Source organism: Streptomyces sp. NPDC086766 (assembly GCF_044746005.1).
In the GTDB taxonomy this organism is placed as follows: Bacteria; Actinomycetota; Actinomycetes; order Streptomycetales; family Streptomycetaceae; genus Streptomyces.
Genome location: NZ_JBIVBI010000002.1, coordinates 528965 through 554222, shown reverse-complemented (window position 1 = coordinate 554222; position 25258 = coordinate 528965). Strand labels below are relative to the sequence as shown.

23 protein-coding genes are annotated in these 25258 nt (G+C 73.4%); 13 read left to right on the top strand and 10 right to left on the bottom strand.

The annotated features are described in order from the left end of the window. Window positions 1-11: 11 nt before the first annotated feature. Complete coding sequence (locus tag ACIPM1_RS05635; RefSeq protein WP_402429301.1) at window positions 12-743, bottom strand: hypothetical protein; 732 nt, start codon at window positions 741-743, stop codon at window positions 12-14. A 323-nt stretch (window positions 744-1066) separates the two neighbouring features. On the opposite strand from ACIPM1_RS05635, the gene ACIPM1_RS05630 reads away from it, so the two are divergent. Next, on the top strand, window positions 1067-2824 hold the full coding sequence (locus ACIPM1_RS05630) for a beta-ketoacyl-[acyl-carrier-protein] synthase family protein (RefSeq protein ID WP_402429298.1): 1758 nt from the start codon (window positions 1067-1069) through the stop codon (window positions 2822-2824). Window positions 2825-2879: 55 nt separating this feature from the next. Here the strand turns inward: ACIPM1_RS05630 and ACIPM1_RS05625 are convergent, their stop codons facing one another. Further along, entirely contained in the window at window positions 2880-3944 is a 1065-nt protein-coding gene (locus ACIPM1_RS05625; RefSeq protein ID WP_402429295.1) for a Ku protein, read from the bottom strand. 73 nt (window positions 3945-4017) lie between these two features. Between ACIPM1_RS05625 and ligD the strand changes: the two genes are divergently transcribed. After that, window positions 4018-4899, top strand: a complete 882-nt coding sequence (ligD, locus tag ACIPM1_RS05620; protein WP_402429292.1) for a non-homologous end-joining DNA ligase — start codon at window positions 4018-4020, stop codon at window positions 4897-4899. A gap of 168 nt (window positions 4900-5067) precedes the next feature. Here the strand turns inward: ligD and ACIPM1_RS05615 are convergent, their stop codons facing one another. Further along, window positions 5068-5871, bottom strand: coding sequence for a nuclease-related domain-containing protein (locus tag ACIPM1_RS05615; protein WP_402429289.1), 804 nt, complete (start codon window positions 5869-5871; stop codon window positions 5068-5070). Between the two features lie 98 nt (window positions 5872-5969). On the opposite strand from ACIPM1_RS05615, the gene ACIPM1_RS05610 reads away from it, so the two are divergent. The 5 genes from ACIPM1_RS05610 (at window position 5970) to ACIPM1_RS05590 (ending at window position 12026) form a co-directional block, all read left to right on the top strand. Then, window positions 5970-6476: a dual specificity protein phosphatase family protein gene (locus tag ACIPM1_RS05610; RefSeq protein WP_402429286.1), complete on the top strand. Its 507-nt coding sequence runs from the start codon at window positions 5970-5972 to the stop codon at window positions 6474-6476. A 193-nt stretch (window positions 6477-6669) separates the two neighbouring features. Next, window positions 6670-7512, top strand: a complete 843-nt coding sequence (locus tag ACIPM1_RS05605) for a hypothetical protein (protein ID WP_402429282.1) — start codon at window positions 6670-6672, stop codon at window positions 7510-7512. Beyond that, a complete protein-coding gene (locus ACIPM1_RS05600) occupies window positions 7509-8960 on the top strand; it encodes an ATP-binding protein (protein WP_402429279.1) in 1452 nt (483 codons plus the stop codon). Before ACIPM1_RS05605 ends, ACIPM1_RS05600 begins: the two co-directional genes overlap by 4 nt. Window positions 8961-9175: 215 nt before the next feature. Next, a complete protein-coding gene (locus ACIPM1_RS05595; protein ID WP_402429276.1) occupies window positions 9176-10537 on the top strand; it encodes an FtsW/RodA/SpoVE family cell cycle protein in 1362 nt (453 codons plus the stop codon). A 19-nt stretch (window positions 10538-10556) separates the two neighbouring features. Then, window positions 10557-12026: a penicillin-binding transpeptidase domain-containing protein gene (locus tag ACIPM1_RS05590; RefSeq protein WP_402429273.1), complete on the top strand. Its 1470-nt coding sequence runs from the start codon at window positions 10557-10559 to the stop codon at window positions 12024-12026. Window positions 12027-12111: 85 nt separating this feature from the next. Here the strand turns inward: ACIPM1_RS05590 and ACIPM1_RS05585 are convergent, their stop codons facing one another. Beyond that, window positions 12112-13224: a ferritin-like domain-containing protein gene (locus ACIPM1_RS05585; RefSeq protein WP_402429269.1), complete on the bottom strand. Its 1113-nt coding sequence runs from the start codon at window positions 13222-13224 to the stop codon at window positions 12112-12114. Window positions 13225-13348: 124 nt separating this feature from the next. Here ACIPM1_RS05585 and ACIPM1_RS05580 point away from each other — a divergent pair, with 124 nt between their 5' ends. From ACIPM1_RS05580 to ACIPM1_RS05565, 4 genes are all read left to right on the top strand, one after another. Further along, complete coding sequence (locus tag ACIPM1_RS05580) at window positions 13349-14287, top strand: diiron oxygenase (protein ID WP_402429267.1); 939 nt, start codon at window positions 13349-13351, stop codon at window positions 14285-14287. A gap of 83 nt (window positions 14288-14370) precedes the next feature. After that, complete coding sequence (locus ACIPM1_RS05575; protein ID WP_402429264.1) at window positions 14371-15027, top strand: TetR/AcrR family transcriptional regulator; 657 nt, start codon at window positions 14371-14373, stop codon at window positions 15025-15027. Continuing rightward, window positions 15020-15364 carry a hypothetical protein gene (locus tag ACIPM1_RS05570; protein WP_402429261.1) on the top strand — a complete coding sequence of 115 codons (345 nt, stop codon included), beginning with the start codon at window positions 15020-15022 and terminating at the stop codon, window positions 15362-15364. Before ACIPM1_RS05575 ends, ACIPM1_RS05570 begins: the two co-directional genes overlap by 8 nt. Before the next feature lie 101 nt (window positions 15365-15465). Beyond that, window positions 15466-16614, top strand: a complete 1149-nt coding sequence (locus ACIPM1_RS05565; protein WP_402429258.1) for an NlpC/P60 family protein — start codon at window positions 15466-15468, stop codon at window positions 16612-16614. On the opposite strand, the gene ACIPM1_RS05560 is transcribed toward ACIPM1_RS05565, so the two are convergent. From ACIPM1_RS05560 to ACIPM1_RS05540, 5 genes are all read right to left on the bottom strand, one after another. Then, window positions 16578-17840: a styrene monooxygenase/indole monooxygenase family protein gene (locus ACIPM1_RS05560; protein ID WP_402429255.1), complete on the bottom strand. Its 1263-nt coding sequence runs from the start codon at window positions 17838-17840 to the stop codon at window positions 16578-16580. The two genes, ACIPM1_RS05565 and ACIPM1_RS05560, sit on opposite strands and share 37 nt — an antisense overlap. A gap of 80 nt (window positions 17841-17920) precedes the next feature. Further along, complete coding sequence (locus tag ACIPM1_RS05555) at window positions 17921-18571, bottom strand: ATP/GTP-binding protein (protein WP_356191908.1); 651 nt, start codon at window positions 18569-18571, stop codon at window positions 17921-17923. Beyond that, window positions 18552-18974: a DUF742 domain-containing protein gene (locus ACIPM1_RS05550; RefSeq protein WP_356191906.1), complete on the bottom strand. Its 423-nt coding sequence runs from the start codon at window positions 18972-18974 to the stop codon at window positions 18552-18554. The genes ACIPM1_RS05555 and ACIPM1_RS05550 overlap by 20 nt, the downstream gene beginning before the upstream one ends. After that, window positions 18971-19474 carry a roadblock/LC7 domain-containing protein gene (locus ACIPM1_RS05545; protein ID WP_356191903.1) on the bottom strand — a complete coding sequence of 168 codons (504 nt, stop codon included), beginning with the start codon at window positions 19472-19474 and terminating at the stop codon, window positions 18971-18973. Before ACIPM1_RS05545 ends, ACIPM1_RS05550 begins: the two co-directional genes overlap by 4 nt. Next, window positions 19471-22425, bottom strand: a complete 2955-nt coding sequence (locus tag ACIPM1_RS05540) for a nitrate- and nitrite sensing domain-containing protein (protein WP_402429251.1) — start codon at window positions 22423-22425, stop codon at window positions 19471-19473. The genes ACIPM1_RS05545 and ACIPM1_RS05540 overlap by 4 nt, the downstream gene beginning before the upstream one ends. A gap of 417 nt (window positions 22426-22842) precedes the next feature. On the opposite strand from ACIPM1_RS05540, the gene ACIPM1_RS05535 reads away from it, so the two are divergent. Next, on the top strand, window positions 22843-23631 hold the full coding sequence (locus tag ACIPM1_RS05535) for a protein phosphatase 2C domain-containing protein (protein WP_402429248.1): 789 nt from the start codon (window positions 22843-22845) through the stop codon (window positions 23629-23631). Between the two features lie 7 nt (window positions 23632-23638). Here ACIPM1_RS05535 and ACIPM1_RS05530 read toward each other — a convergent pair whose 3' ends face one another. Then, window positions 23639-24133 (bottom strand): MarR family winged helix-turn-helix transcriptional regulator, encoded by a 495-nt coding sequence (locus tag ACIPM1_RS05530; protein WP_402429245.1) that lies wholly within the window; start codon window positions 24131-24133, stop codon window positions 23639-23641. Window positions 24134-24419: 286 nt separating this feature from the next. Here ACIPM1_RS05530 and ACIPM1_RS05525 point away from each other — a divergent pair, with 286 nt between their 5' ends. Beyond that, window positions 24420-25238 (top strand): lysozyme, encoded by an 819-nt coding sequence (locus tag ACIPM1_RS05525; protein ID WP_402429242.1) that lies wholly within the window; start codon window positions 24420-24422, stop codon window positions 25236-25238. Window positions 25239-25258 lie beyond the last annotated feature (20 nt).

The window sequence follows — 25258 nt, the reverse complement described above, 5'->3', positions numbered from 1 at the left end:
TTCCTCCGGCCTCAGCCGAACAGGTAGCCGAACACCGCGTCGCCGACCCGCCGGTCGGTGACCTCGGCGCCGTTGGCCTCCTCGCGGGCGAACTTGACGGCCTGCTGGAGCTTCTCGACCCGTTCCAGCAGTTCGTTCACCCGCCTCGCGGGGAGCGCCCCGGAGAACTTCACCGTGGTCCAGTAACCGATGGCCACGTCCTCGTAGTACACCTCGACCTGCGCCGGGTGCTTGTCGGTCGCCTCCGCCTTCACGTGGTTGCGCGGGACCTTCCTCGTGCGGATCGTGCGGACCGGGTCCGTCTTCCACCAGTCCGTCGACGGGTCGAGCGACCAGGACTCGGCCGCGTCCAGCACGGGGAGCTTCTTGACGAAGGTGTGCAGGTCCGTGAGCTGCTTCTCCAGGAACAGCAGGTAGCCGACCGGGACTTCGGCGACGACGGTCCTGCCGTCGACGGTGACGTCCGCGCGGGCCGCGCAGTTCGCCCAGTCCTTCGTGGCGGTCACGTCGAACAGCCGCGTCAGCGACGCGGACATCTCCCGCAGGATCTCCTCGGCCTTGACCTGGACCCGGGTCGACTCGGGCGGCAGCTGCTCGCCCTCCTCGTCCTTGGGCTGGTACGTCCGCGAGATGCCGGCCAGCAGCGCGGGCTTCTGCACCTTGTGGTGGGCCGCGGTGATGTCCTGGAGCGACTTGCTCTTGACACCCTTCTCCACGGCGATGATCTGGTTGAGCTTCGCCACGTCTCCCCCTTCGAACAGCAGCGGCATCAACTTAGCCCGGCAGGGGTCCCGTCTCGCTTCATTTTCTCGCGGGCGCCGTCGCGGCCGTGGCGGGGCTCACACTCGGGGCGCCCCTTCGCGTGAGCTGCCGCACATCCGGCCGGAGCTTCTCGCTCAAGTCGACGGCTGTTCACGGTCGTTGCGGGTATTCGCACACCCGTCCTGTTTGGGACCCATATCTATTTCCATGGTTTTTCGGGCCTTCGCCCCTTTCACTCGTGATGGTCCGCCATACGCCACTTCGCGCCACAGGAAGCTGTACGGATATGTCCTATTCGTCCGAGATGCCAGAAGTCCCCCTCGCTCCCCACGCAGTTACCGCCGCCGAGGTCGTCCCCGGCGACCTGGTCGCCCTCTCGCCGGAGGACGTGGAGCGGCAGCGGTGGTGTGTCGTGATGCACACGCTGCCCGAGTCGCCCGAGACGATCCGCATGACCCTGCGGCCGCCGCTCGGGGGCGTGGACCGGGAGGAGGTCCTCGACCGGGGGCGAGAGGTGGTCGTCGCCTCCCGGCGGGTGGACGTGGAGGGCGTCCCGTCCGTGTCGTCGCCGCGGCTCGACGAGGTCGTGTTCCGGGACGGGGACCGGGTGAGCAGGCTGCGGGCGGTGGATCCGCAGGGCGTCGAGGAGACGTACGCACGCCGGTGGGGCGTATGGCACCGGGACCTCGACTCCGGCAGCGGCGAGACCGTCTCCGACGCCGAGGTGCGGGGGTGGGCCGCCGGCGCCGATCGGGAGGGGTACGTCGTACGGCATCACGCGCGGCCGACACGCGAGCCCTCGGGGGCCGGGCCGCGGCGGGTCGTCGTGACCGGCCTCGGGGCACTCACGCCGCTCGGTGTCGGGGCGGGCGAGCTGTGGCGGGGGCTGCTCGACGGACGGCACGGGATACGGGAGCTGACCGGGGAGGAGTTCGCGGAGCTGCCGGTGCGGGTGGCCGGGGTCGTGCCCGTGGACCCGGCCGGGCTGCTGCCCCGCGCGGCCGCGCGGCGGATGAACCGGGCGGCCCAGTTCGCCGTGCTCGCGGCCCGGGAGGCGTGGGCCGACGCCGGGTTCGCCGACGGCGGGACCCGGGAGAGCGGACTCGATCCCGAACGGGTCGGGGTCAGCCTCGGCGCCATCCTCGGGGACGCCTCGGTGCTGGTCGGCGGGGACCGCCGGCTGCGGGACAAGGGGCCCCGCGGAGTGTCCCCGCTCACCACGCCCATGACCGTGCCGTCGCAGGCCTCCTCACAGGTCTCGCTCGACCTGCACATCACCGGTGAGGCCCGGACCGTGACCAGCGCCTGCGCCTCCGGGACCGAGGCGATCGGGGAGGCCGTCGACCGCATACGGTACGGCCGTGTCGACGTCGCCCTCGCGGGCGGCGCCGAGGCGGTCGTCACGCCGGCGATCATGGCCTCGTTCGCCGCGATGCGGGCTCTGTCCGACCACGGTCTCGAGGACGGCACCTCGCCGTCGCGGCCCTTCGCCAAGGACCGGGACGGGTTCGTCAACGGGGAGGGGGCCGGGCTGCTCGTGCTGGAGGCCGAGGAACACGCCCGGGCCCGCGGTGCCCGGATCTACTGCGAGGCCGCCGGGTGGGGGCTGTCCGCCGACGCGCATCACATGGCCGCGCCCGACCCGTCGGGGAGCGGGGTCGCGCTGGCGCTGCGGCGGGCGCTGCGGGACGCGGGCGGGCACGTCGTCGACGTCGTGCACGTCAACGCGCACGCCACCGCCACCGTGGAGGGGGATCTGGCCGAGGCCGGTGCGCTGCGGGCCGTGCTCGGGCGGCGCGGGGTGCCGGTGACGGCGCTCAAGGGGCATCTCGGGCACCTTCAGGGGGCCGCCGGCGGTGTCGAGGCGGTCGCGGCGGTGCTCACCCTGCATCACGGGCTGGTGCCGCCGACCGTGGGGTGCGCCGAGGTCGACGAGGAGATCGGGCTCGACGTGGTCACGGGGGCGGCGCGCAAGCTGTCCGGGGACGGGGATCTCGTGCTGAGCAACTCGTTCGGGTTCGGCGGGCACAACGCGGTGCTGGCGCTGCGGCGCGTCCGGTAGCGCGTCCCGCACGCGCGGGCGGCGGGGCGGGGCCCGCCGGGCGCCCCCGCCCCGCTCACGCCGTCCGTTTGCGGGCCGCCGCCTTCTTGGCCGGCGTCTTCTTGGCCGCGGTCTTGCCGGAGGCGGAGGCCTTCTTCGGCTCCTGGGAGCGGGCCGACTTCGCCGTCGCCTTCTTCCCGGACGCGGACTTCTTCGCCGCCGTCTTCTTGGTGGTGGAGGCCGACTTCCGGCCGGCCGGTTCCTTGGGGGTGGCGCGGGCCGTCTTGCGGCGCGGAAGGTGCCGGACCTCGGCCTCCTCCCCCGCCTGCGCACCCTCCTCCTCCGGGGCCTGCTCCACCTCCTCCCCGCGGGACTCCCGGGCGGCGCGGACACTGCTCTCCAGGGCGGCCATCAGGTCGAGGACCTTGCCGCCGCGGGCGGGTTCGGGGGCCTCGGGGATGGCCTCGCCGGAGGCCTTGGCCGCGATGACCTCCTCCAGCGCCTCGCGGTACTCGTCGTGCAGGTCCTCCAGGTCCACCTCGCCCAGGGTGTCCATCAGGGCGTCCGCCAGGTCCAGCTCCTTGTCCCGGACGGTGACGCCGGTGTCCGGGGCCACTCCCTCGGGGGCGCGGATCTCGTCCGGCCAGAGCAGGCCGTGCATGGCGATGACGTCGTCCACCACGCGCAGCATCCCCAGACGCTCGCGGCCGCGCAGGGCGAACTTGGCGATGGCGACCTTCCGGCTGCGCTTGAGGGCCTCGCGCAGCAGGGTGTACGGCTTGGCGGCGGGAGCCCCGCTCGCGGCCAGGTAGTACGCGTTCTCCATCTGGAGCGGGTCGATCCGGTCTGCGGGGACGAAGGCCACGATGTCGATCGTCCGTGCGGTCGGGAGCGGCAGATGGGCCAGGTCCTCGTCGGTGATGGGGATGATCGTGCCGTCCGCCTCCTCGTAGCCCTTGCCGATCTCCGCCTGGGTGACCTCGCGGTCCTCCAGCTCGCAGACCTTGCGGTAGCGGATGCGGCCGCCGTCCTCGGTGTGGATCTGGCGGAAGGAGACGGTGTGGCTCTCGGTGGCGTTCACCAGCTTGATCGGGATGCTGACCAGGCCGAACGAGATGGCGCCGTTCCAGATGGATCGCACGTGCAGCACCTTCCCCATCGTTTCGGGCATCGCTTCAGGACGGTTCGTCACGTTTTCGTGGTTTTCTTATCGTATGGCGCCGATCACGGAGGTGGAGGGGCGACGGCTCGCGCTCAGCAACCTGGACAAGGTGCTGTATCCGGCGACCGGGACCACCAAGGGCGAGGTGCTGCACTACTACGCGACGGTCGCCGGCGTCCTGCTGCCCCATCTGCGGGACCGGCCGCTGTCCTTCCTGCGGTATCCGGACGGCCCGGACGGCGAGGTCTTCTTCGTCAAGAACGTGCCCGCGGGTACGCCCGAGTGGGTCACCACCGCCGAGGTGCCCCGCTCGGAGGGCCCGGCCCGGATGGTGCTGGTGCAGGACCTGGCCAGTCTGATGTGGGCGGCCAATCTGGTGACCGAGTTCCACACGCCGCAGTGGGTGGTGCAGGCGCCGGGGCAGGCCGACCGGCTGGTGTTCGATCTCGACCCCGGGCCGCCGGCCGACGTGGTGGACTGCTGCCGGGTGGCGCTGTGGCTGCGGAAGCGGCTGGCCCGGGACGGGATCGAGGCCTACGCCAAGACGTCCGGGTCGAAGGGGCTGCATCTGCTGGCCGCGGTGCGGGACGCGTCCAGCGAGCGGACGGCGGAGTACGCCAAGGGGCTGGCCGTGGAGGCGGAGCAGGCCATGCCGCGGCTGGTGCTGCACCGGATGACCCGGAGTCTGCGGCCCGGCAAGGTGTTCGTCGACTGGAGCCAGAACGCCGCGCGGAAGACGACGGCGGCCCCCTACACCCTGCGGGCGCGGGCCGAGCCGCTGGTCTCGGCGCCGGTCACCTGGGAGGAGGTCGAGGCGTGCCGGGCGCCCCGGGCGCTGGAGTTCCGGGCCGACGACATCGCGCCCCGGGTGCGGGACCACGGAGACCTGCTGGCTCCGCTGCTGGACGGCGGGCGTGCCCGTCCGCTGCCCTGAGTGCTGCTGAAGACCGCTCCCGGAGGCCTCCCCCGTCAGCCGCTCGGCCTGAGGGCCGCTCCCGTCAGCCGCTCAGGATCCCGAAGGTCGCTCCAGTCCGCCGCTCAGGCTCCGAAGGCCGCTCCCCTCAGCCACTGAAGGCCGTCGACGATCCCGCCCGGGGCTCGGTCAGACCTTCCCCCAGGTCCGCCGGTCGCGGGCCATGGCGTGCAGGCCCTCCACGTCCGCCGGTTTGAGGACACCGCCCAGGCGGGCCAGGCCGGGCAGTTCCGTGTCGCGCAGGACGCGGACGTCGCGGGGCGGGGCGGTGAAGCGCAGGTCGGCGGGGCCGGTGAGGGCCAGGAGGGCGTGGACCTCGGCGGTGAGGGCGTAGGAGGCGCGGCCGGCCTCGGCCCGGATGCGGCGCAGCAGTGGTTCCGGCTCGTGGCGGCCCAGCGTGACCATGGGGTCGGCGACCTGGACCCGCTGCTTGCGGGCGTTCAGCGTGTGGACGACGAAGAGGCCGCCGGGGCCGATCGCCAGGTGGTGGATGCGGCCGTCGCCGGGCAAGGGGATCGAGTGCAGGGTGTGCCAGCCGGCGCCGTCCAGGCGGTCCAGGGCCTCGCCGACCGCCTGCTCGGCGGCGAGCGCCCGGCGGCGCGGGTCCGGGCGGAGGCGGTGCGCGGGGCCCGGGTCCCGGTCGAGGGCGATCAGCAGCGCCTCGCCGGGACGGTTGGGCGCGAGGTCGTCGTCGGGATGCAGGCTCAGCCGCGCCAGCTCGGCCGGGTTGGGCACCGGGGGCGGGCCCACCGTGACCGGGCCGGTCAGGAAGGGGCCGAGGGCCTCCAGTACGTCGTCGCGGTGGCTCTCGCCGAGCAGGTTGACCCGGGCGGCCTCCCGGTCGTACCAGGCGACGTTGCTGCCGTCGGCGCGGCAGACGTACAGCCGTTCCTGTCCGTGGCGCCAGGTCGGTATGACGCGCAGTCCACTCATGCACCATCACCCCACGACCATGGGAACAGGCGGGGTGCTCCAGGGGCAAGAACCCGGCTACCTTTGAGAGCGGTTGGGAGGGCATCTGGGAGGCGTCGTTGCGGACCCGAAGGAAGCAACCCGACGTACCGGCTCCGGGCAGTCCGTGGAGCGAGATCGTGCCCGGCCTGTGGATGGGCGGACACGAGTTCGAGGGACGCTCCGGGGCGCGGGAGTTCGCCGTCGTGCGGGACGAGTTCGATCTGGTGCAGACCCTGCTCAGGCTGCCGGGACACGGACCGGATCCGGGGGTCGAGCACCATGTGTGGCCGATCCCGGACGGACCGCTGGACGGCACCCAGCTCGCGGGTGTCATACGGCTGGCGCGGGCCGCCTGCGACGCGCTGGACGACGGCCGCCGGGTCCTGGTCCGCTGCTACCACGGGTACAACCGCTCGGGTCTGGTCGTCGCGCACGCGCTGATCCGGCGGGGGCGCTCCGCCGACGAGGCCATCCGGCTGGTCCGGGCGCGCCGCTCCCCCTGGGCGCTGCACAACGACCTTTTCGTCGCCTATCTGCGGGCCGGGCTGCCGACGGCCCGATTACTGGAGGAGCTGACCGAGTAATCGTTTCGTCGGAAAATGCGTAAGGTGTGCCCGGCACATGATCGGTGTGCGCCCGGCGCGCGGGCGGGACCTTCCGGCGCGTGACCGGCTCGCGCCCGGCGCCGCCCGGCATGTGCCCGGCGCGGCGCACGCACCCGGAGGCCGGCCGCCGAGTCCACCGGGTGATCCCGAAGAACTTCCCGACCGGAGCGCAGTGTTTGCCAGACATCCCGCCCTCGTCACCGCCCTCGTCGGCCTGCTGCTGGCCACGGCGGCGGGCTGTGGCGACGCGGGCGGGCTGCGGGGCGCGGGCCCGACGCCCACCGCGGTCAGCCCGGCCCGGCTGTGGCCCTCGCTGACCCCGGCCGCGAGCCCCGCCTGGCCGTACGACGAGCTCCAGATCGAGACGGTGAAGGGCGTCACGGCGCCCGGGGACGACATCCGCAAGGTCGACCCGGTGGCCGTCGTACGCGCCGAGGTCGCCGCGCACCCGGACGACTACCGCGGCGGCAAGGCGCCCTACCGCGGCACCGCCGCCCGGCTGGCGGACTGCGCGGACGGCCGGGACCGGGCCCGGTGTCCCGTGCTGCGGGCGTACTACCGCGACCTGACCGGTGACGGGCGCGAGGACATGACGCTGGGCTTCCGGCTGTACCCGACCAACCAGACGGCCGTGCGCGTCTACACCTTCGAGGGGCACCGGCTGAAGCAGGTCTTCGCCAACGACGACGCGGTGATCGGCGTGGAGCTGGCCGGCCGGGCGGTGATCATCCGCTCGCCCGCCGGGATCGCCGGGTACGAGTACCGCACGACGTGGTCGTGGGACCCGGAGCAGCGGGCCATGGTGTTCTCGCGCGACGAGTTCCTGCGCACCGGCCGGCCCGCCCGGCACAAGCCCGCGCCCGCGCGCAGCGAGGGGGCCTCGGGCTCCGCCGGGCCGGCCTCGCCGGAGACCGCCGGTCCACGGACCTCCTCCGGGCCGTCCCTGCCGGAGGAGTCCGGCTCGGCGGCCTTCTCGCCCCGTCCGTCGGCCACGCCCTCCGCGAGTCTGCGGTGAGGCTGGTGCTGCCCCGCTGGGCCGGGGCGCTCGCCGTGAAGGCCGCGGCCTTCATCACGGTCATGTCCTGCGGGCTCGCCGCGCTGCTCGGCGTGCTCGTGCACGTCTCGGTGACCGACCAGACCGTCGGCCAGGCCCGGACGCTGGCGCTGTCCCGGCTGCGGGACGCCACCAGCGCCTTCGAGGCCGGGGACACCCTGCCGCCGGGCGCCGGTGTCGATCCCGCGGGCCTGCCCGGGTCGCTGCGCAGGCTCGCCGCGGGCGGGGAACGCGGCACGATGGTCGACCGGCACGACGGGCAGCCGACGATGTGGGCGGCGGGACCCGCCGACCACGGGCGGGCGCTGGCCGTCGAGGTCGACTACGCGCAGAACGCGCGCACCATCGCGGGCCTGGACCGGGCGATCCTGTGGTCGTCGGGACTGGCGATCGGGGCGACGCTGCTGGTGGGCGCGTTCGCGGTGACCCGGGTGACCCGGCGACTGCACGCGACGGCCCGGGTCGCCCGGCGGATCACCGCGGGCGACCTGGACGCGCGGGTGCACGACCCCCGGACGAAGGACCCGACACGCCCGCAGGACGAGGTGGCCGCGGTCGCCGCCGCGCTGGACTCGATGGCGTCGTCGCTGCAGGGCAAGCTGATGGCCGAGCAGCGGTTCACCGCGGACGTGGCGCACGAGCTGCGCACCCCGCTGACCGGGCTGCACGCGGCGGCCGAGCTGCTGCCGCCGGGGCGCCCGACGGAGCTGGTGCGCGACCGGGTGGCCGCGCTGCGCACGCTCACCGAGGACCTGCTGGAGATCTCCCGCCTGGACACCGGGCGGGAGCGGCTGGACCTCGACACCGAGCGGCTGGGCGCGCTGGCGGAGCGGGTGGTACGCGCCACGGGGGCCGCGGCGGGAGCGGGGGCCGCGGCGGGAGCGGGGGCCGCGGCGGGAGCGGGGGCCGCGGCGGGAGCCGCTGAGGCCGGGGCCCGGACCGGGAACGCCGGGGCTCGTGCGGGCGCGGACGCGGGGATCGGCGTCACCGCCCCCGGTGTCACCGTGCGCGTCCTGCGGGACGTGTGCGTGGAGACCGACCGGCGGCGGCTGGAGCGGGTGCTCGGCAATCTGGTGGCCAACGCGCACCGGCACGGACGGCCGCCGGTGGTGCTGACCGTGGACGGGCCGGTCGTGACCGTGCGGGACCACGGGGACGGCTATCCGGCGTACCTCGTGGCGCACGGCCCGCAGCGCTTCCGTACCGAGGGCGGCGCGACGGGGCACGGCCTCGGGCTGACGATCGCGCTGGGCCAGGCGGAGGTGCTGGGCGCCCGGCTGGAGTTCGCCGACGCCCCGGACGGCGGGGCGGTGGCGACCCTGACGCTGCCTCACCGGCCGCCCGTGCCCGGGGACCCGGAGGCCAGGGGCTCGGGGACCGGCGGCGCCGTCCCCGATGGCGCAGTGTGACGGGCGGCCGGAACCCGGCGCTCCTAGGGTGGCGGTGAGCCGGACTCGCCCGTCCCGTGCGGGCCTCGCCACCTCGGGTGGAGGTACCCCATGCCCCAGCGCGGACCGCACCCGGGCACGGGGCCCGGCGCGCCTGGGCCCCGCCCCCGAGGACGCGCCACGCTGGCACCCAGCGCCGCAACCGCCCGGAAGCCACTTTTGGGTAGGTTCCGGACATGACCAAGGCCGGAACCACCGTGGCCACGGCGGACCCGCCCGCGCCGACCGTCCGCCTCCCCCGGCGCCGCGGCGTCGAACTCTCCCTCATCGTCCTGGCCGTCCTGCTGTCCGTGTACGGCTACTGCGCGGTCGGCCTCGCCCGGTTCGGCACGGTCCCGCCCGGCGCCGCCGGCTACGGCGCCGGGCTCGGTGTGCTGGCGCTGCTCGCGCACGGCGCGGTCCGGCTGCGCGCCCCCTACGCCGATCCGCTCCTGCTGCCCATCGGCGTGCTGCTGAACGGTCTGGGCCTGGTGCTCATCTACCGGCTCGACCTGGAGACACCGGGCGAGGAGGCCGCGCCCGTCCAGCTGGTGTGGTCCACGCTGGGCGTGGCGCTGTTCATCCTCGTGGTGCTGATGCTGCGCGACCATCGGTGGCTCCAGCGCTACGCGTACGTGTGCGTGGTCGCCGCGCTCGCGCTGCTCACCCTGCCGATCCTCTTCCCGGCGGTGAACGGCGCCCGTATCTGGATCCGGGTCGGCGGCTTCTCCATCCAGCCGGGCGAGTTCGCGAAGGTGCTGCTGGCGGTGTTCTTCGCCGCGTACCTGGCCGCCAACCGCAGCGCGCTGGCCTTCGCGGGCCGCCGCGTAGGACCGCTGCAACTGCCCACCGGGCGCGTGCTCGGCCCGGTCCTGACGATCTGGCTGCTGAGCGTCGTCGTCCTGGTCCTGGAGCGGGACCTCGGCACCTCGCTGCTGTTCTTCGGCCTGTTCGTCGTCCTGCTCTACGTCGCCACCGGCCGCACCGGCTGGATCGCGCTGGGGCTGCTGCTGGCCGTGGCGGGGGCGGTCGCCGTGGGCCGGCTGGAGCCGCATGTGCACAGCCGGGTCGAGGACTGGCTGCACCCCTTCGCCTCCATCGAGGCGGGCGTGGGCCCCAACCAGGTGACGCAGTCGCTGTTCTCGTTCGCGGCGGGCGGCCTGCTCGGCACCGGGCTCGGTCTCGGCCACTCGGTCCTCATCGGCTTCGCGACCAAGTCGGACTTCATCCTGGCCACCGCGGGCGAGGAGCTGGGCCTGGCCGGGCTGTCCGGGCTCTTCCTGCTGTACGGACTGCTCGTGGAGCGCGGCTTCCGGGCGGGCCTCGCCCTGCGCGATCCCTTCGGCCGGCTGCTCGCGGTCGGGCTCGCCTCGATCGTGGCACTGCAGGTGTTCGTGATCGCGGGCGGGGTGACGGGGCTGATCCCGCTGACCGGCATGGCGATGCCGTTCCTGGCGCAGGGCGGCTCGTCCGTCGTCACCAACTGGGCGATCGTGGCGCTGCTGATCCGCGTGAGCCATGTGGCGCGCCGACAGTACGACGGCCAGGTCGCCCCGTGAACCGCGAGGAGAGCGCGCCGTGAGCCGGTACATCCGCCATGCCGCCGCGTTCTGCGTCCTGCTGCTCGCGGCGCTGCTGGTGAACACGGCCCGGCTGCAACTGTTCCAGGCGCCGTCGTACGAGGAGAACCCGTTCAACCGCCGTTCCTCGATCGCCCGTTACGGGCAGCCCCGCGGGCAGATCCTGGTCGACGGCCGGCCCGTCACCGGCTCCCGGGACACCGGCGAGCAGCTCCGCTACGAACGGACCTACGTGGCAGGGCCGTTGTACGCGCCGGTCACCGGATTCGCCTCCCAGCGGTACGGGACGACCTTTCTGGAGCACGCCGAGGACGAGGTGCTCGCCGGCACCGATCCGATGCTCTCGGCGTTCCCGCTGTGGAACGACTTCACGCGGTCCCTGCCCCCGGGCGGCAACGTGGTCACGACGCTGAACCCGGCCGCCCAGCGGGCCGCGTTCGAGGGGCTGGGGACGCGCCGGGGCGCGGTCGCGGCGATCGAGCCGGCCACCGGCCGGATCCTGGCCCTGGTGTCCGCCCCGTCGTACGACCCGGCGGAGCTGTCCGGCAACGGGCCGACGGTGACGGCGGCGTGGGCGCGGCTGAACGCCGACCCGGAGAAGCCGATGCTCAACCGGGCGGTCCGGCAGACGTATCCGCCGGGTTCGACGTTCAAGGTGGTCACCGCCGCGGCGGCGCTGGACGCGGGGGTGGTGACCGACCTCGACGCACCGACCCGCTCGCCCGACCCGTACACCCTGCCCGGCACCAGGACCCGGCTGGCGAACGAGGCGGACGACTGCCGTGACGCCTCGCTGCGCCATGCCTTCGAGTGGTCGTGCAACACGGTGTTCGCGAAGCTGGGGGTGGAGGTGGGCGTCCACGACATGCGGTCGACGGCGCGGGCCTTCGGCTTCAACGACAAGGGGATCAGGATCCCGTTCTCGGTCGCGCCGAGCAGCTTCGACTCCCAGGTGGACCGGGCGCAGCTGGCGCTGTCGTCGATCGGCCAGTACAACACGCGGGCCACGCCGCTGCAGATGGCCATGGTGGCGGCGGCGGTCGCGAACGGCGGGCAGCTGCGGACGCCGTATCTGGTGGAGCGGACGACGCGCAGCAGCGGGGGCACGGTGTCCGCGCCCGGGCCGCGGCCGGCGCGGCAGGTGATGCTGCCGATGACGGCCGTGCGGCTGCAGGAGCTGATGACCGACGTGGTCGCCGAGGGCACGGGCACCAACGCGGCGATCCCGGGTGCCACGGTGGGCGGCAAGACCGGCACCGCCCAGCACGGACTCGGCAACTCCGGTACGCCGTACGCCTGGTTCGTGGCCTGGGCGCGGAGCGACGGGGACGTGGACGCGCGGGTCGCGGTCGCCGTGGTGGTGGAGGACGCGTCGGCGCGGCGCGGGGACATCAGCGGGGGCGGGACGGCGGCGCCGATCGCGAAGCGGGTGATGCAGGCGGTGCTGCACACCCGGCCGGAGCGCTGACGGCACTTACGCCCGCCGACGGGTGCGCGTGAGGCGGTTGCGCGTGAGCCGGGTGTGCTTCGTCCGGGTGCGCGCCGGCCGGGGTTCAGCCGCCGAGCCGTTGGCCCTGCTCGATGGCGTCCGTCACCTCCGCGACCCGTTCCCGCTCCTCCGCCGCGAAGCGTTCCGCGTCGAGTCGCTCCGCGATCTCCTCGTCCTGGGCCATGAGGAGGTCGAGGTTGGAGTCGCCCATCTCGAAGACGCCCATGTCGACGTAGGCCTGCTGGAGGCGCTTGCCCCACAGGCCGATGTCCTTGACGCAGGGGACGATGCGGCTGAACAGCAGCCGGCGGAAGAGCTGGAGGAACTCGGAGCGCTCGCTCAGCTCCTCCGCCTCCGCCTTCGGGATGCCGAAGTTCTCCAGCACCTCGACGCCGCGCAGCCGGTCGCGCATCAGGTAGCAGCCCTCGATGACGAACTCCTCGCGCTCGCGGAGTTCGGCGTCGGTGAGCTGCTTGTAGTAGTCGCGCAGCGCCATGCGGCCGAAGGCCACGTGCCGGGCCTCGTCCTGCATGACGTAGGCCAGGATCTGCTTGGGCAGGGGCTTGGTGGTGGTGTCCCGGATCATGCCGAAGGCGGCCAGGGCCAGGCCCTCGATGAGGACCTGCATCCCCAGGTACGGCATGTCCCAGCGGCTGTCGCGCAGGGTGTCGCCGAGCAGGGACTGGAGGTCGTCGTTGATCGGGTAGAGCATCCCGATCTTCTCGTGCAGGAAGCGGCCGTAGATCTCGGCGTGCCGGGCCTCGTCCATCGTCTGGGTCGCCGAGTAGAACTTCGCGTCCAGGTCGGGGACGGACTCCACGATGCGGGCGGCGCAGATCATCGCGCCCTGCTCGCCGTGCAGGAACTGGCTGAACTGCCAGGAGGCGTAGTGCCGGCGCAGCTCCCCCTTCTCCCGTTCGGTCATCTTGTCCCAGTACGGCGTCCCGTAGAGGGTCATCGACTCCTCGGGGGTGCCGAGGGCGTCGTAGGGATCGACCTCCAGGTCCCAGTCGATCCGCTTCTGCCCGTCCCACTGCTTGTCCTTGCCCTTCTGGTACAGGGCGAGCAGCCGGTCGCGGCCGTCGTCGTACTCCCAGCTGAAGCGGGCCGCGCCGGTCGCCGGCACCTGCCAGCGGGGGTCGCCCGGGTCCTTCGCGTACAGGTCGTAGGTCGGCATACCTCGCAGGCTCACACGTAGACGCCGAGTCAACAAGTCATGTGCAAGGGATTGACGACCTTGCTGACAAGCAGTCTTATAAGAGCGGAGAACATGTGACCCCGGGTAACGAGGTGGGAGAGCCATGACGACCGTGACGGAAGCCGACGCGCTCGCAGGTCTGCGCGACGCGCTCGGCCTGCTCAAGGACCGGGAGCAGGTGGCCGAGCGGCTGCTCGACTCTTCCGCCAAGCACTCCTTCGACCCGGACAAGGAGTTGGACTGGGACGCGCCCTTCGAGGAGGGCAAGTGGTTCTGGCCGCCGGAGCTGGTCTCGCTGTACGGCACCCCGCTGTGGAAGCGGATGGGCGAGGAGCAGCGCATCCTGCTCTCGCAGCACGAGGCGGCCGCGCTGGCCTCGCTCGGCATCTGGTTCGAGCTGATCCTCATGCAGCTCCTGGTCCGGCACATCTACGACAAGGCGGCCACGAGCGCGCACGTGCGGTACGCCCTGACGGAGATCGAGGACGAGTGCCGGCACTCCAAGATGTTCGCCCGGGTGATCGCGCGCGGCGGGACGCCCTGGTACCCGGTGAGCCGGGCGCATCAGAACCTGGGGCGCCTGTTCAAGACGATCTCCACCACCCCCGGGTCCTTCACGGCCACGCTGCTCGGCGAGGAGGTGCTGGACTGGATGCAGCGGCTGACCTTCCCCGACGAGCGGGTGCAGCCGCTGATCCGGGGCGTCACGCGGATCCACGTCGTGGAGGAGGCCCGCCATGTGCGGTATGCCCGTGAGGAGCTGCGGCGCCAGATGGTGACGGCGCCGAAGTGGTCCCAGGAGTTCACCCGGGTCACCTCCGGCGAGTTCGCCCGCGTCTTCTCGGTCGCCTTCGTCAACCCCGAGGTCTACACGAACGTGGGCCTGGACAAGCGGGAGGCGATGGCGCAGGTCAAGGCGAGCGGCCACCGCCGCGAGGTGATGCAGACCGGGGCCAGGCGCCTCACGGACTTCCTGGACGACATCGGCGTGCTGCGCGGGGTCGGGCGGCGGCTGTGGAAGTCGTCCGGGCTGCTGGCCTGAAGCGCCACCCCCGGCCCCCGGCGCCGGCCACCGGGGGCGCGCGTGCCGTACGGGGTGCGGGGTCAGCGATTACGCTGCGGTTCATGACCCCGCAGGCCCCCACCCCCGCCTACCGCAGGCTCAGCGTCGAGGAACGCCGGGCCCAGCTCCTCGACGCCGCGCTGTCGCTGTTCGCGCACCGGGTGCCCGAGGACGTCTCGCTGGACGACGTGGCGGAGGCGGCCGGGGTCTCGCGCCCGCTGGTGTACCGGTACTTCCCCGGCGGCAAGCAGCAGCTGTACGAGGCCGCGCTGCGCTCCGCCGCCGAGGAGCTCCAGCACTGCTTCGACGAGCCCCGCGAGGGCCCGCTCATGCCCCGTCTGGCCCGCGCCCTGGACCGCTACCTGACCTTCGTCGACGAGCACGACGCCGGTTTCAGCGCGCTGCTCCAGGGCGGCAGCGTGGTGGAGACGTCCCGGACGACCGCGATCGTGGACGGCGTGCGGCGGGCCGCGGCCGAGCACATCTTCCGGCACCTCGGCGTCACCGCGCCGGGCCCGCGGCTGCGGATGACCGTACGGATGTGGATCACGGCCGTGGAGGCCGCCTCGCTGATCTGGCTGGACGAGGAGAAACAGCCGCCCGTCGGCGAGCTGCGGGACTGGCTGGTGGAGCAGTTCGTGGCCGTGATGACCGTGACCGCGGCCCGGGACGCCCAGACCGCGGCGCTGGTGGCCGCCCTGGCGTCGGCGGATGGCTGACACTGGTGCCGTGAAGAGTCAGGACACCCCCTTCGAGGGCGGGCCCATGGACGGCCGGGTGCTGCCCGTGCTGCTCGGGCCCACCGGCCACCCGCCCAAGACCTACCGCATCCCGGTCCCGGACGCCGCGGGCGGGCCGCCCACCGTGCTCGTCTACCGCCGGGTGCCCCGCGGTCACAGCAGGCGGCTGGGGATCACCCAGGGCTGGAAGTACCTGTTCGACCCGGAGGGCGGACGGGGCGGGCGCCCGCGGTGGCCGTGGTCCAGGCCGCGGCCGTCGGGGGGCAGCCAACCGGACAGCACGGCCGGCCGCAGCCCGGGTGACACCCAGGAGTGACCGTGTTGCGCCGTTTCGCGTACATCTGACCTAAAGTCATCTCATCCGTCGCATGCTCACGGTGCGGAGCGGAAGGCCCGCTGCGCAGCGGAGGTGATGACGTGTCAGGAAGGGTGCTGCGTCTGGTGTGCACGGCGGCGGTGGCGGCCCAGGCCGCCCTCGTCCCGGCTTCGGCCACGGCCGCGCCGCAGCCGCCGAACACCGGGCAGCGGTCCGCGGCGGCTCTGCTGACGGACTTTCAGCGGATCTACGGGCAGGCCGAGAAGGCCGCCGAGACCTACCGCACCACCGCCGGACAGCTGGCGAAACAGCGCACCCGGGCCGGCCGGCTGGACGCCGCGCTGACCCGCGCCCGGCGCTCCCTGCTCGACAGCCGCGCGGCCGCCGGACGGCTCGCCCGGCAGCAGTACCAGGGCACCACCGGCCTCTCCCCCTACGTCCGGCTGCTGCTGGCCCGCGATCCGCAGCACGCGCTGGAGGAGGGGCATGTGATCGGGCAGCTGTCGCGGGAGCGGGCCGGGACGGTGGGCCGGCTGGCCGCCGGCGAGAAACGGGCGGACGACCTGGCCGCCCAGGCGCGCAAGGCACTCGCCGCGCGGACCGCCCTCGCGGCGCGCCAGCAGAAGGCCCGGGACGAGGTGCGGGGCCGGCTGCACGACGTCGAGAAGCTGCTGGCCTCGCTCACCGCCGAACAGCTCACGGCGCTGGCCGAGTCCGAGGCGAACGGGATCACCGGGGCGCAGCAGAGGCTGCTGGCCTCCGGCGCGCTCGGCACCGGCACCCCGCCGAGCCAGGAGGGCGAACAGGCCGTGCGCTATGCGGTGGCGCAGCTCGGCAAGCCGTACCAGTGGGGCGCGACGGGACCCTCGGCGTACGACTGCTCGGGGCTGACCTCGCGGGCCTGGGGCGCCGCGGGCACCGAGATCCCGCGCACCAGCCAGGAGCAGTGGGCCCGCCTGCAGCGCATCCCGCTGACGGAGCTGCGGCCGGGCGACCTGGTGGTCTACTTCCCCGAGGCCACGCACGTCGCGCTCTACCTCGGTGACGGCATGGTGGTGCAGGCGCCGCGGCCCGGCGCCCGGGTGAAGGTGTCCCCCGTCGCGGCCAATCCGGTGCTCGGGGCGGTGCGGCCCGACCCGGGCGGGGAGCCCCTGCGGCGGTACGCGCCGCCGAAGCTCCCCGCTGACGCCCTGAACGGGTCGGACCAGGGGTACTACGCGGCGCTCGCGGCGGAGACCTCGGCCAGATAGGCCTGGGTCAGGGCCGGGTCGTAGAAGAAGTTCTCGAAGTCGGCCGGGTCGTTGAAGGCGTTGGCGAAGCGGTCGGCGACCGGCTGGAGCTGGCCGGCGGCGCCGATGAGGTTGAGGATGTGCTCGGGCGGCGGGGCCAGCATCGCGTTGGTCCACTTGGTGACGTGCTGGGCGGTGGCCCAGTAGCGGTCGAAGGTGCGCTGCATCCACTCCTCGTCGAAGGGCTTGTCGCCCTGTTCGAGGATGGAGGCGAGGTAGGCGGCGGCGCACTTGGACGCCGAGTTGGAGCCCTGGCCGGTGATCGGGTCGTTGGCGACGACGACGTCCGCGACGCCGAGGACCAGGCCGCCGCCGGGCAGTCGGCCGATCGGCTTGCGGACGGTCGGGGCGTAGCGGCCGGCGAGCGTGCCGCCCGCGTCGGTCAGCTCCACCTTGGTGGCCCGCGCGTACTCCCAGGGCAGGAACTTCTCCATGAGCTGCAGGGTCAGGGAGAGGTGCTCGGCCGGGTCCTTGACGCCGTTGAAGACGTCGAGCGGGCCGCCGGGGATGCCCTCCCAGAAGAGGATGTCGGCGCGGCCGGAGACGGTGTACGTCGGCATCACGAACATCTCGCCGACGCCGGGGACCAGGTTGCAGCGGACCGCGTCGAACTCCGGGTGCTCCGGGCGCGGGCCCAGGCCGTGCACGTAGGACACCGCGAGGGCGCGCTGCGGCTCGGTGTACGGGGAGCGGGAGGCGTCGCGCTCGAACATCGACACCAGCTCGCCCTTGCCCGCCGAGACGAGCACGAGGTCGTAGGCGCGGGCGAAGTAGTCGAGGTCGCCGACGGCCGCGCCGTGGATGACGAGCTGGCCGCCGCGCTGCGCGAAGGTCTCCATCCAGCCGGCCATCTTCACCCGCTGGTCGACCGACTGGGCGTACCCGTCGAGCCGGCCCACCCAGTCGATGGCGCGCTGCGAGGGACCGGGGTCGAAGGAGCCGGGGGCGGCGACCGAGACACCGAGCCCCTCGATCTTCGGGGCCTGGGACTCCCAGAAGTTCAGCTGCAGGTCGCGCTCGTGCTGCAGTGCCGTGTGGAACATGCACTGCGTCGACATGACGCGGCCGGCGCGGATCTCGTCCGCGGTCCGGTTGGACATCAGGGTGACCTCGTACCCGTGCGACTGGAGGCCGAGGGCGAGCTGGAGGCCGGACTGGCCGGCCCCCACGACGAGTATCTTCCGCATGCGGGGGTGTCTCCTAAAGCTGACTTCTGGACTGCTCGGGGGGTCTCCCCGAGGGTGCTGCTCGGGGTCCTCGAGTCGGACTACTCGGGGGTTTCCTCGAGTGCGTGGGCGACGAGGGCCAGCAGGGTCTCTATGGCCGAGATGCGGCGCCGCGCGTCCATGATCATGACAGGTATGTGTGCGGGAATCGTGAGGGCCTCGCGCACGTCCTCCGCGTCGAACCGCTCGGTGCCGTCGAAGTGGTTGACCGCGACGACGTACGGGAGCCCGCAGCTCTCGAAGTAGTCGAGCGCCGGGAAACAGTCCTTGAGGCGGCGGGTGTCGGCCAGCACGACGGCGCCGATCGCGCCGCGCACCAGGTCGTCCCACATGAACCAGAACCGCTGCTGGCCCGGCGTGCCGAACAGGTAGAGCACCAGGTCGTCGTCGAGCGTGATGCGGCCGAAGTCCATGGCCACGGTGGTGGTCTGCTTGCCCGGTGTGGCGGTGAGGTCGTCGGTCTCCTCGCTCGCCTCGGTCATCATCGCCTCGGTCTGCAGAGGCGTGATCTCCGAGACGGAGGTGACCAGCGTGGTCTTGCCGACGCCGAAGCCGCCGGCCACCACTATCTTCGTGGCGATCGGGGCACGGGTGGGGTCCGTCTGCCACGGTTGCAGTTGCTCCTGCTCCCCCGGCACGGTGGGCAGCGGGGAGACGCCGACGGAGGCGGAGTCAGAGACGACGGAGTCCACTCAGCACCCTTTCCAGCAGTGCGCGGTCCGGCCGGCCCACGCCGTGCCCGGTACCGGTTCCGTACACACGGATCTTTCCCTGGTCCGCGAGGTCGCTCAGGAGCACGCGGACCACGCCGAGCGGCATCTGCAGCAGCGCGGCGATCTCGGCCACCGTCCGCATGCGGCGGCAGAGTTCGACGATGGCCCGCATCTCCGGCATGACCCGGGTGGTGAGGGAACCATTCGTCAGTTCCTTGCGCTCCTCGGCGGCCTCCAGTTCGGCCGTGCTCGTCACGAAGGTCTCGACGAGCAGCACGTGACCGAAGCGGGTACGGCCGCCGGTGAGCGAATAGGGGCGGACGCGGGCGGGTTTGCGTTCCCCGCCGCGGACCGGGAGGTGGTGTTTGGACGTACTGCTCATCGGGCGCTCCCCGCCGACTCGGACTCCAGGGATTTCCTCAGCTCGCTGCGGAGTTCGGGGGTAAGGACGTGTCCGGCGCGGCCCACGAAGAGCGCCATGTGGTAGGCCACCACGCTCATGTCGCACTCCGCGGAGCCGTGCACGCCGAGCAGCGAGCCGTCGCTGATCGACATGACGAACAGGCTGCCCTCGTCCATCGCGACCATCGTGTGCCTGACCCGGCCGAACTGCATGAGCTTGGCCGCGCCGACGGTGAGGCTGCCGATGCCGGAGACGATCGTGGCGAGGTCCGCGGCGGATCCGCGCGGCCCGCTGCGCCGCTCGCCGCGGGTCTGCCGGGCCTCGGCGTTGCGGCCGGGGTCGGACGAGAGCAGCAGCAGACCGTCGGAGGAGACCACCGCGACCGAGAGGATCCCGGGCACCTCCTCGACGAGGTTGCTCAACAGCCAGTGCAGGTTGCGGGCTTCACTGCTCAGTCCGAAGGTACTGGGCGCGGTCAACTGCTTGCCTCCTCGACTGTGCTCCCCGTGGCTTCTTCGACGTCTCCGTGTCCGTCCGGCCGCTGGGTTCCGGCGATCTCCGCCTCGACGTCGCGGTATCCGGCCTGCGCTCCCTGACGGAAGCCGCCGAGGCGGCGGCGGAGGGCCTCGGCGTCCACGGACCCGGTGCGCTGCCGCGGGGCCTGGGTGGGTGCGGTGATCTTCGGGGTGCGCTTGGGCAGGCCCTTGGCGGTGACCGTGTCCTCGGCCTCGTCGTCCGCGCGCTCGTGCACCTCGAGGTCGCCCGCGGCGGCGCGGGTGGGGCCGCCCGGTGCCGCGGGGGAGGTCTCGTGGCCGGGCGCGGCCGGGCTCTGCGGGGCGTTCCCGCCGACGGCCGCGTGCGCCGGCGGCGCGGGGGCCGCGTGCGGTGGCGGCGCGGCGGCCGTGGTGGGGCGGGCATGGGCCGGGTTCGCGCCGGGGCCGGGCCGCACGGGCAGCGGGTCCGGCTCGGAGGCCTGCGCCGGGAGCAGCAGCTCCATGGTCGTCTCGGCGGGGGACTCCGGCGCGGGGCCGGGGGCGGGCGCCGCGGGCGCTGCTTCGGCCGCGCCGTGGGGTGCCGCGGGCGCGGCCTCGGTTGCGCCCTGGGGTGCCGCGGCCTCCTCGGCGGTCCCGGCGGTGCCGGCCGTCTCCGCCGCCTCCGAGCGCTGCACCGCCTTCTCGGCCAGCGCCACCAGCGGGTCCTCGCCCTGCACGCGGCCGTACAGCACGTTGGAGTTGGCCTCGGCGTTCGCGCCCGGCAGCGAGTAGCTCTGGGCGCCCCCGGCCGCGGTCCGCGCCGACGGGGCCCCGGCCGCGGGCGCGGCCGCCAGCAGGCTGCGCGGTACGACGACGACCGCGGCGACGCCGCCCTGCTTCTGCTCGCGCAGATGCACCCGCACACCGTGCCGGTGGGCGAGGCGGGCCACTACGTACAGCCCGAGGCCGAGGCCGTCCTCGGCCTCCTGGTCGTAGGTCGCCTCGGGGTCGAACTCGGCGAGACGGGAGTTGAGGCGGGCCATCCGCTCGTCGGTCATGCCGATGCCCTCGTCCTGGACGGAGAGCATGATCTCGCCGTTCTCCAGGAGCCAGGCGGAGACCTCGACGGGCTGGTCGGGCGGGGAGAACCCGGTGGCGTTCTCCATCAGCTCGGCCAGCAGGTGGCTGAGGTCGTCGGCGGCGAAGCCGGCGATGTGGGCGTGCGGCGGCAGCGCGGCGATGCGGACCCGTTCGTACCGCTCGATCTCGCTGACCGCGGCGCGGACCACGTCGACGAGCGGGACCGGCCCGGCGCTCTGCTGGAGGTGCTCGGTCCCGGCGAGGACGAGGAGGTTCTCGCTGTGCCGGCGCATGACCGTGGCGATGTGGTCGAGCTTGAAGAGGGTGGAGAGGCGCTCGGGGTCGTGCTCGCGCTCCTCCAGGCTCTCGATGACGCCGAGCTGCCGCTCGACCAGGCCGAGGGTGCGCAGCGCCAGGCTGACGAAGGTGCTGCCGATGCTGCCGCGCAGCCGCTCCAGCTGGGCGGCGGAGTCGGCGAGTTCGGCGCGCAGTTCCTCGCGGGCGTCGGCCATCGTCTGGCGCTGGCCGACCAGGTGCCTGCGGTCGGCCTCCAGGTGCTTGCGGTCGGACTCCAGGCCGGCGATGCGCTCGGCGAGGGCCACGGCGTGCGCGTGCAGCGCGTTGACCGAGCGGACGACCTGGGCGAACTCGTCGTTGCGGCCGGTGAACTTGAGGGGTTCCTCGGCCGTCGGGTCGTCCGCGCCGGCCAGGCGCGCGGAGCCCAGGCGCAGCACCGCGAGCGGGCGCGTGAGGGTGCGGGCCAGTGCCGTGGCGATGGCCGTGGCGACCAGCAGCAGGGCGCCGAGGAGGGCGATCCGGATCTCCAGCGCGGTGACGTCGTCGTCGCGCAGCTGCGCCAGGTCCTTGGTGCGGTGGTCGTAGAGCGAGGACTCCGCGCCGCGCATCAGGTCCACGCGGGCGCTGAGCGCCGCGTCGGCCTTCTCCGGGCTGGTGGCGCGGTCGCGGTCGGAGAACGTGGGCTGGTCGGTGAGCTGGGCGAGGTACTTCGACGCGCTGTTGACCTCGGGACCGGTGACGGTCGAGTCGTACGACGCCTTGGCCGCCTCGGGGGCGGTGTCGCGGAAGTCGGCGAGGGCGGCGTCGGAGCGCAGCCGGGCCTGCTGGGCGGCGGCGCTGAGGGCGTCGCGCTCCTTGGCGTCGGCCTCCGAGGCGGCCCCCGTGGTGGTGGGCAGGCCGGTGGCCGGGTCGATGACGGCCTGCGTGGAGTGCGGCACGCTGAGCGCGGCGAGCAGCAGGCCGCGGGCGGCGGCGGCCTGCTGGACGGCGGTGTCCAGCTCGGCGAGCGCGTACGCGCCGGAGCCGGCCCGCGGCGGCATCCGCTCGGCCAGCTCGCCGGCCAGCCGGTGCAGCTCGGTGAGGGCGGCGGAGTAGGCCTGGTGGGTCTGCAGGGCGTTGCTCTGCCCGGTGAGCGCCGCGCGGCGCACGCCCGCGATGCCGTCGAGGTCGGAGCGCAGCCAGGCGGGGGTGTCGGGGTCGGCGCGCAGTTCCTCGACCTGCCGGTCGACGCGGGTGCTGCGCTGCTCGGAGGGCGCCTTGGCCTTGGGGCGGCCGGCGGCGACGTAGGCGGTGACCTCGTCGCGTTCGTCGGCCAGCGCGTGGGCGAGGGCGAGGGCGTCCTGGGTCTGTCCGGCGAGCGTCACCAGGTTCTGGGAGTCGCTCACCTGACCGGAGGCGGCCATCAGGGACGGGGCGCCCGCCCCGGCGACGGCCGCGGCCACGACGGCGACGGCCGCGATGAGCCGGTTGCGTACGTGGGTGGGACGGCCCTTGCCGACGGGGGGCGTGGCGGGGGACTGCTGCGGGCCTCCCGCGGAGGTCGTGTGGTTGCCTGTGCGCCGAGGCCGCGTTTTCTGCACCGGTGCTCGCATTCCTGTGCTCGTGTACTCATGGGCCCGGGTGGCGCCCCGTCAATTGGTGCGACTGGTGCGTACACCCTCCCCCCGAGCTCCCGACTTCGCGCGAGCAGGGGGACCTCCGTCGGTTTCCGACCCTCCCAGTGCCGGTGGGCAGTGGTCCCGCATCGTCCGACCGGCCACCCGAAGGAGTGAACATCGGAGGGGAGTTGGCGGGCAAGTTCCCGGGAGGGGCGTGACGCCCCTGCGCGGCGGGCCGGTTGGACGTCCGGGGCAGGCTTTGGCAGTATTCGCCACCACGCCTTCCCGGAGTGATTCATTCCAACCCAAAACAGGCGTGTGACCTGCGATGGCGCGTAAATCCTGGGGCGGTTGCCAGCCTTTCGCAAACCTTGTGAAGGCCTCGTGCAGACTGGCCGGATGCGTACGGAAGTCGTTTCGGAGCCCGGTCTGCCGGACCGCCCCAACGAGGACTTCGCGAGTGTCGCCCTGCCCGCTTCCGGGCAGGGCGGGTGCCTCGTGGTGCTGGACGGGGTCACGCCGCCCAGAACGGGGACGGGGTGTCTGCATTCGGTCCCCTGGTTCGCCGCCCGGCTCGGCGGGGCGCTGACCGAACTGACCCTTTCCTGCCGGGATCTGACCCTGCCGGGGATCCTCGCGCGGGCCGTCTCGCGGGTGGCCGCGGCCCACGCGGAAACCTGTGACCTTTCTCACCCGCGCACTCCGCAGGCGACCGTGGCCCTCGCCCGCTGGTCGCCGGAGGCGGTGGAGTACCTGGTCCTGTCCGACTCCGCGTTGCTGGTGGAAGCCTCCGACGGCACCGTCACCCCCCTCCTGGACGACCGCCTGGCCCGGCTCCCCCGGGCCTCGCTGGCCACCGACGCGCTCGTCGACGCCACGGTGCGCAACAAGGAGGGCGGCTTCTTCACCGCGGCCGCGGACCCCTCGGTGGCGGCCCGCGCCGTGACGGGCACCCTCCCGCGCTCCGGCGTCCGCTCGCTGACGGCGCTGACGGACGGCGCGGCGCGCTGGGTGGAGACGTTCCACGAGGGCGACTGGGCCGAGTGCGTGGCCCTCGTACGCAAGCAGGGGGCCCGCGCGCTCGTGGACCGCGTCCGCTCCCTGGAGAGGGCCGACCGCGAGGAGCGCGCCCGCCTGGGCCGCGGCAAGACGCACGACGACGCGACGGTGGTTTTCGCGGAGCTGTGAGCCCGGGCTACTTCTCCATGACGTCGTTCAGTTCGTGCAGGAGGCGGGCGAGTTCGGAGACCTCGCGGCGGTTCCAGTGGGCGAGCTGGCTGACGTAGCGGGCGCGGCGGGCCTCGCGGACCCTGCCGACGCGGCCGCGGCCCTCGTCGGTGAGGGCCACGAGCCAGGCGCGCCCGTCCGCCGGGTCCGGTTCCCGGGCGACCAGGCCGAGTTCCTCCAGGGCGCGCAACTGGCGGGACATGGTGGCCTTGCCGACGCCGATGTAGGCCGCGAGGTCGGTGGCGCGCTGGCCGCCGCACTCGTCGAGCCGGACGAGCAGGCCGTAGGCGGAGGACTCCAGGTCGGGGTGGACCTCGCGGGCCATCTCCCCCTGGTTGGCGCGGGCGCGCCGCAGCAGGACCGTCAGTTCCCGCTCCAGGGAGAGGAACTCGCGTTCCGCACCGCCGGGCACCGCGTCGGGCGCGCCGCCCCGGTCTCCGTCGCCGTTCGCCTCTTCGTGCACGTCAGCCCCGCCTCGTTCTCCCGGTTCCCGGTGTTTCCCGGGCGTGAAAGTTTCCGCCCGCCGCCGCCGTCGTCGCAGCTCCGCAAGTATTTCGCAGGCGTAGACCAACGGCAGCCCCCGGACCCCCTTCCCACCCCGGGTCTACGTGCGTAGCGTCCTTCGCAGGCCAGGAATGACATGCCCACGCCATCAGCGAACGCCGGGCCCACGGCGGCCCGTTCTCCCCGTCCGGCCGGCATGTCCGCGTTCTCCCCCACCGCGCACCACCGAGCCTCGGAGGCACGTCATGCCCGTGCACAGATCCGGAACGGCCCGCGTACGGCGGCTGACCGTCGCGGGGATCCTGCTCGCCGCGTTCTCCCTGCTGTTGACGCTCCCCGCCGCGGCCGCCGGCCGCCCCGCCCGGGGCACCGCCCACATGGGCATGGGCGTCCTGGCGCACGACGGCCCGGGCGGCACCCCCGCACCCACCGCCGTCACCCAGACCGAGGGCGTCGACGTCGCCGGCTACCAGGGCAACGTCGACTGGCCGACCCTCTGGAACAGCGGCGTCCGGTGGGCCTACACGAAGGCGAGCGAGGGGACGTACTACACGAACCCCTACTTCACCCAGCAGTACAACGGCTCCTACGGCATCGGCGTGATCCGCGGCGCCTACCACTTCGCCACCCCCGACACCACCAGCGGCGCCACCCAGGCCGACTACTTCGTCGACCACGGCGGCGGCTGGTCGCGCGACGGCATGACGCTGCCGGGCACCCTCGACATCGAGTGGAACCCGTACGGGGCCGCCTGCTACGGCAAGACCGCGAGCGCGATGGTCGGCTGGATCGCCGACTTCCTGAACACGTACAAGGCGCGCACCGGCCGGGACGCGGTGATCTACACGGCCACCAGCTGGTGGACCCAGTGCACCGGCAACTACGGTGGATTCGCCGCGAACAACCCCCTGTGGATCGCGCGGTACGCCTCGGACCCGGGGACGCTGCCCGCGGGTTGGGGCTACTACACGATGTGGCAGTACACCTCGTCCGGCCCGACGGTCGGCGACCACGACCGGTTCAACGGCGGGCTGGACCGGGTGCAGGCTCTCGCCAACGGCTGACCCCGCCTCCCGGCGCACGG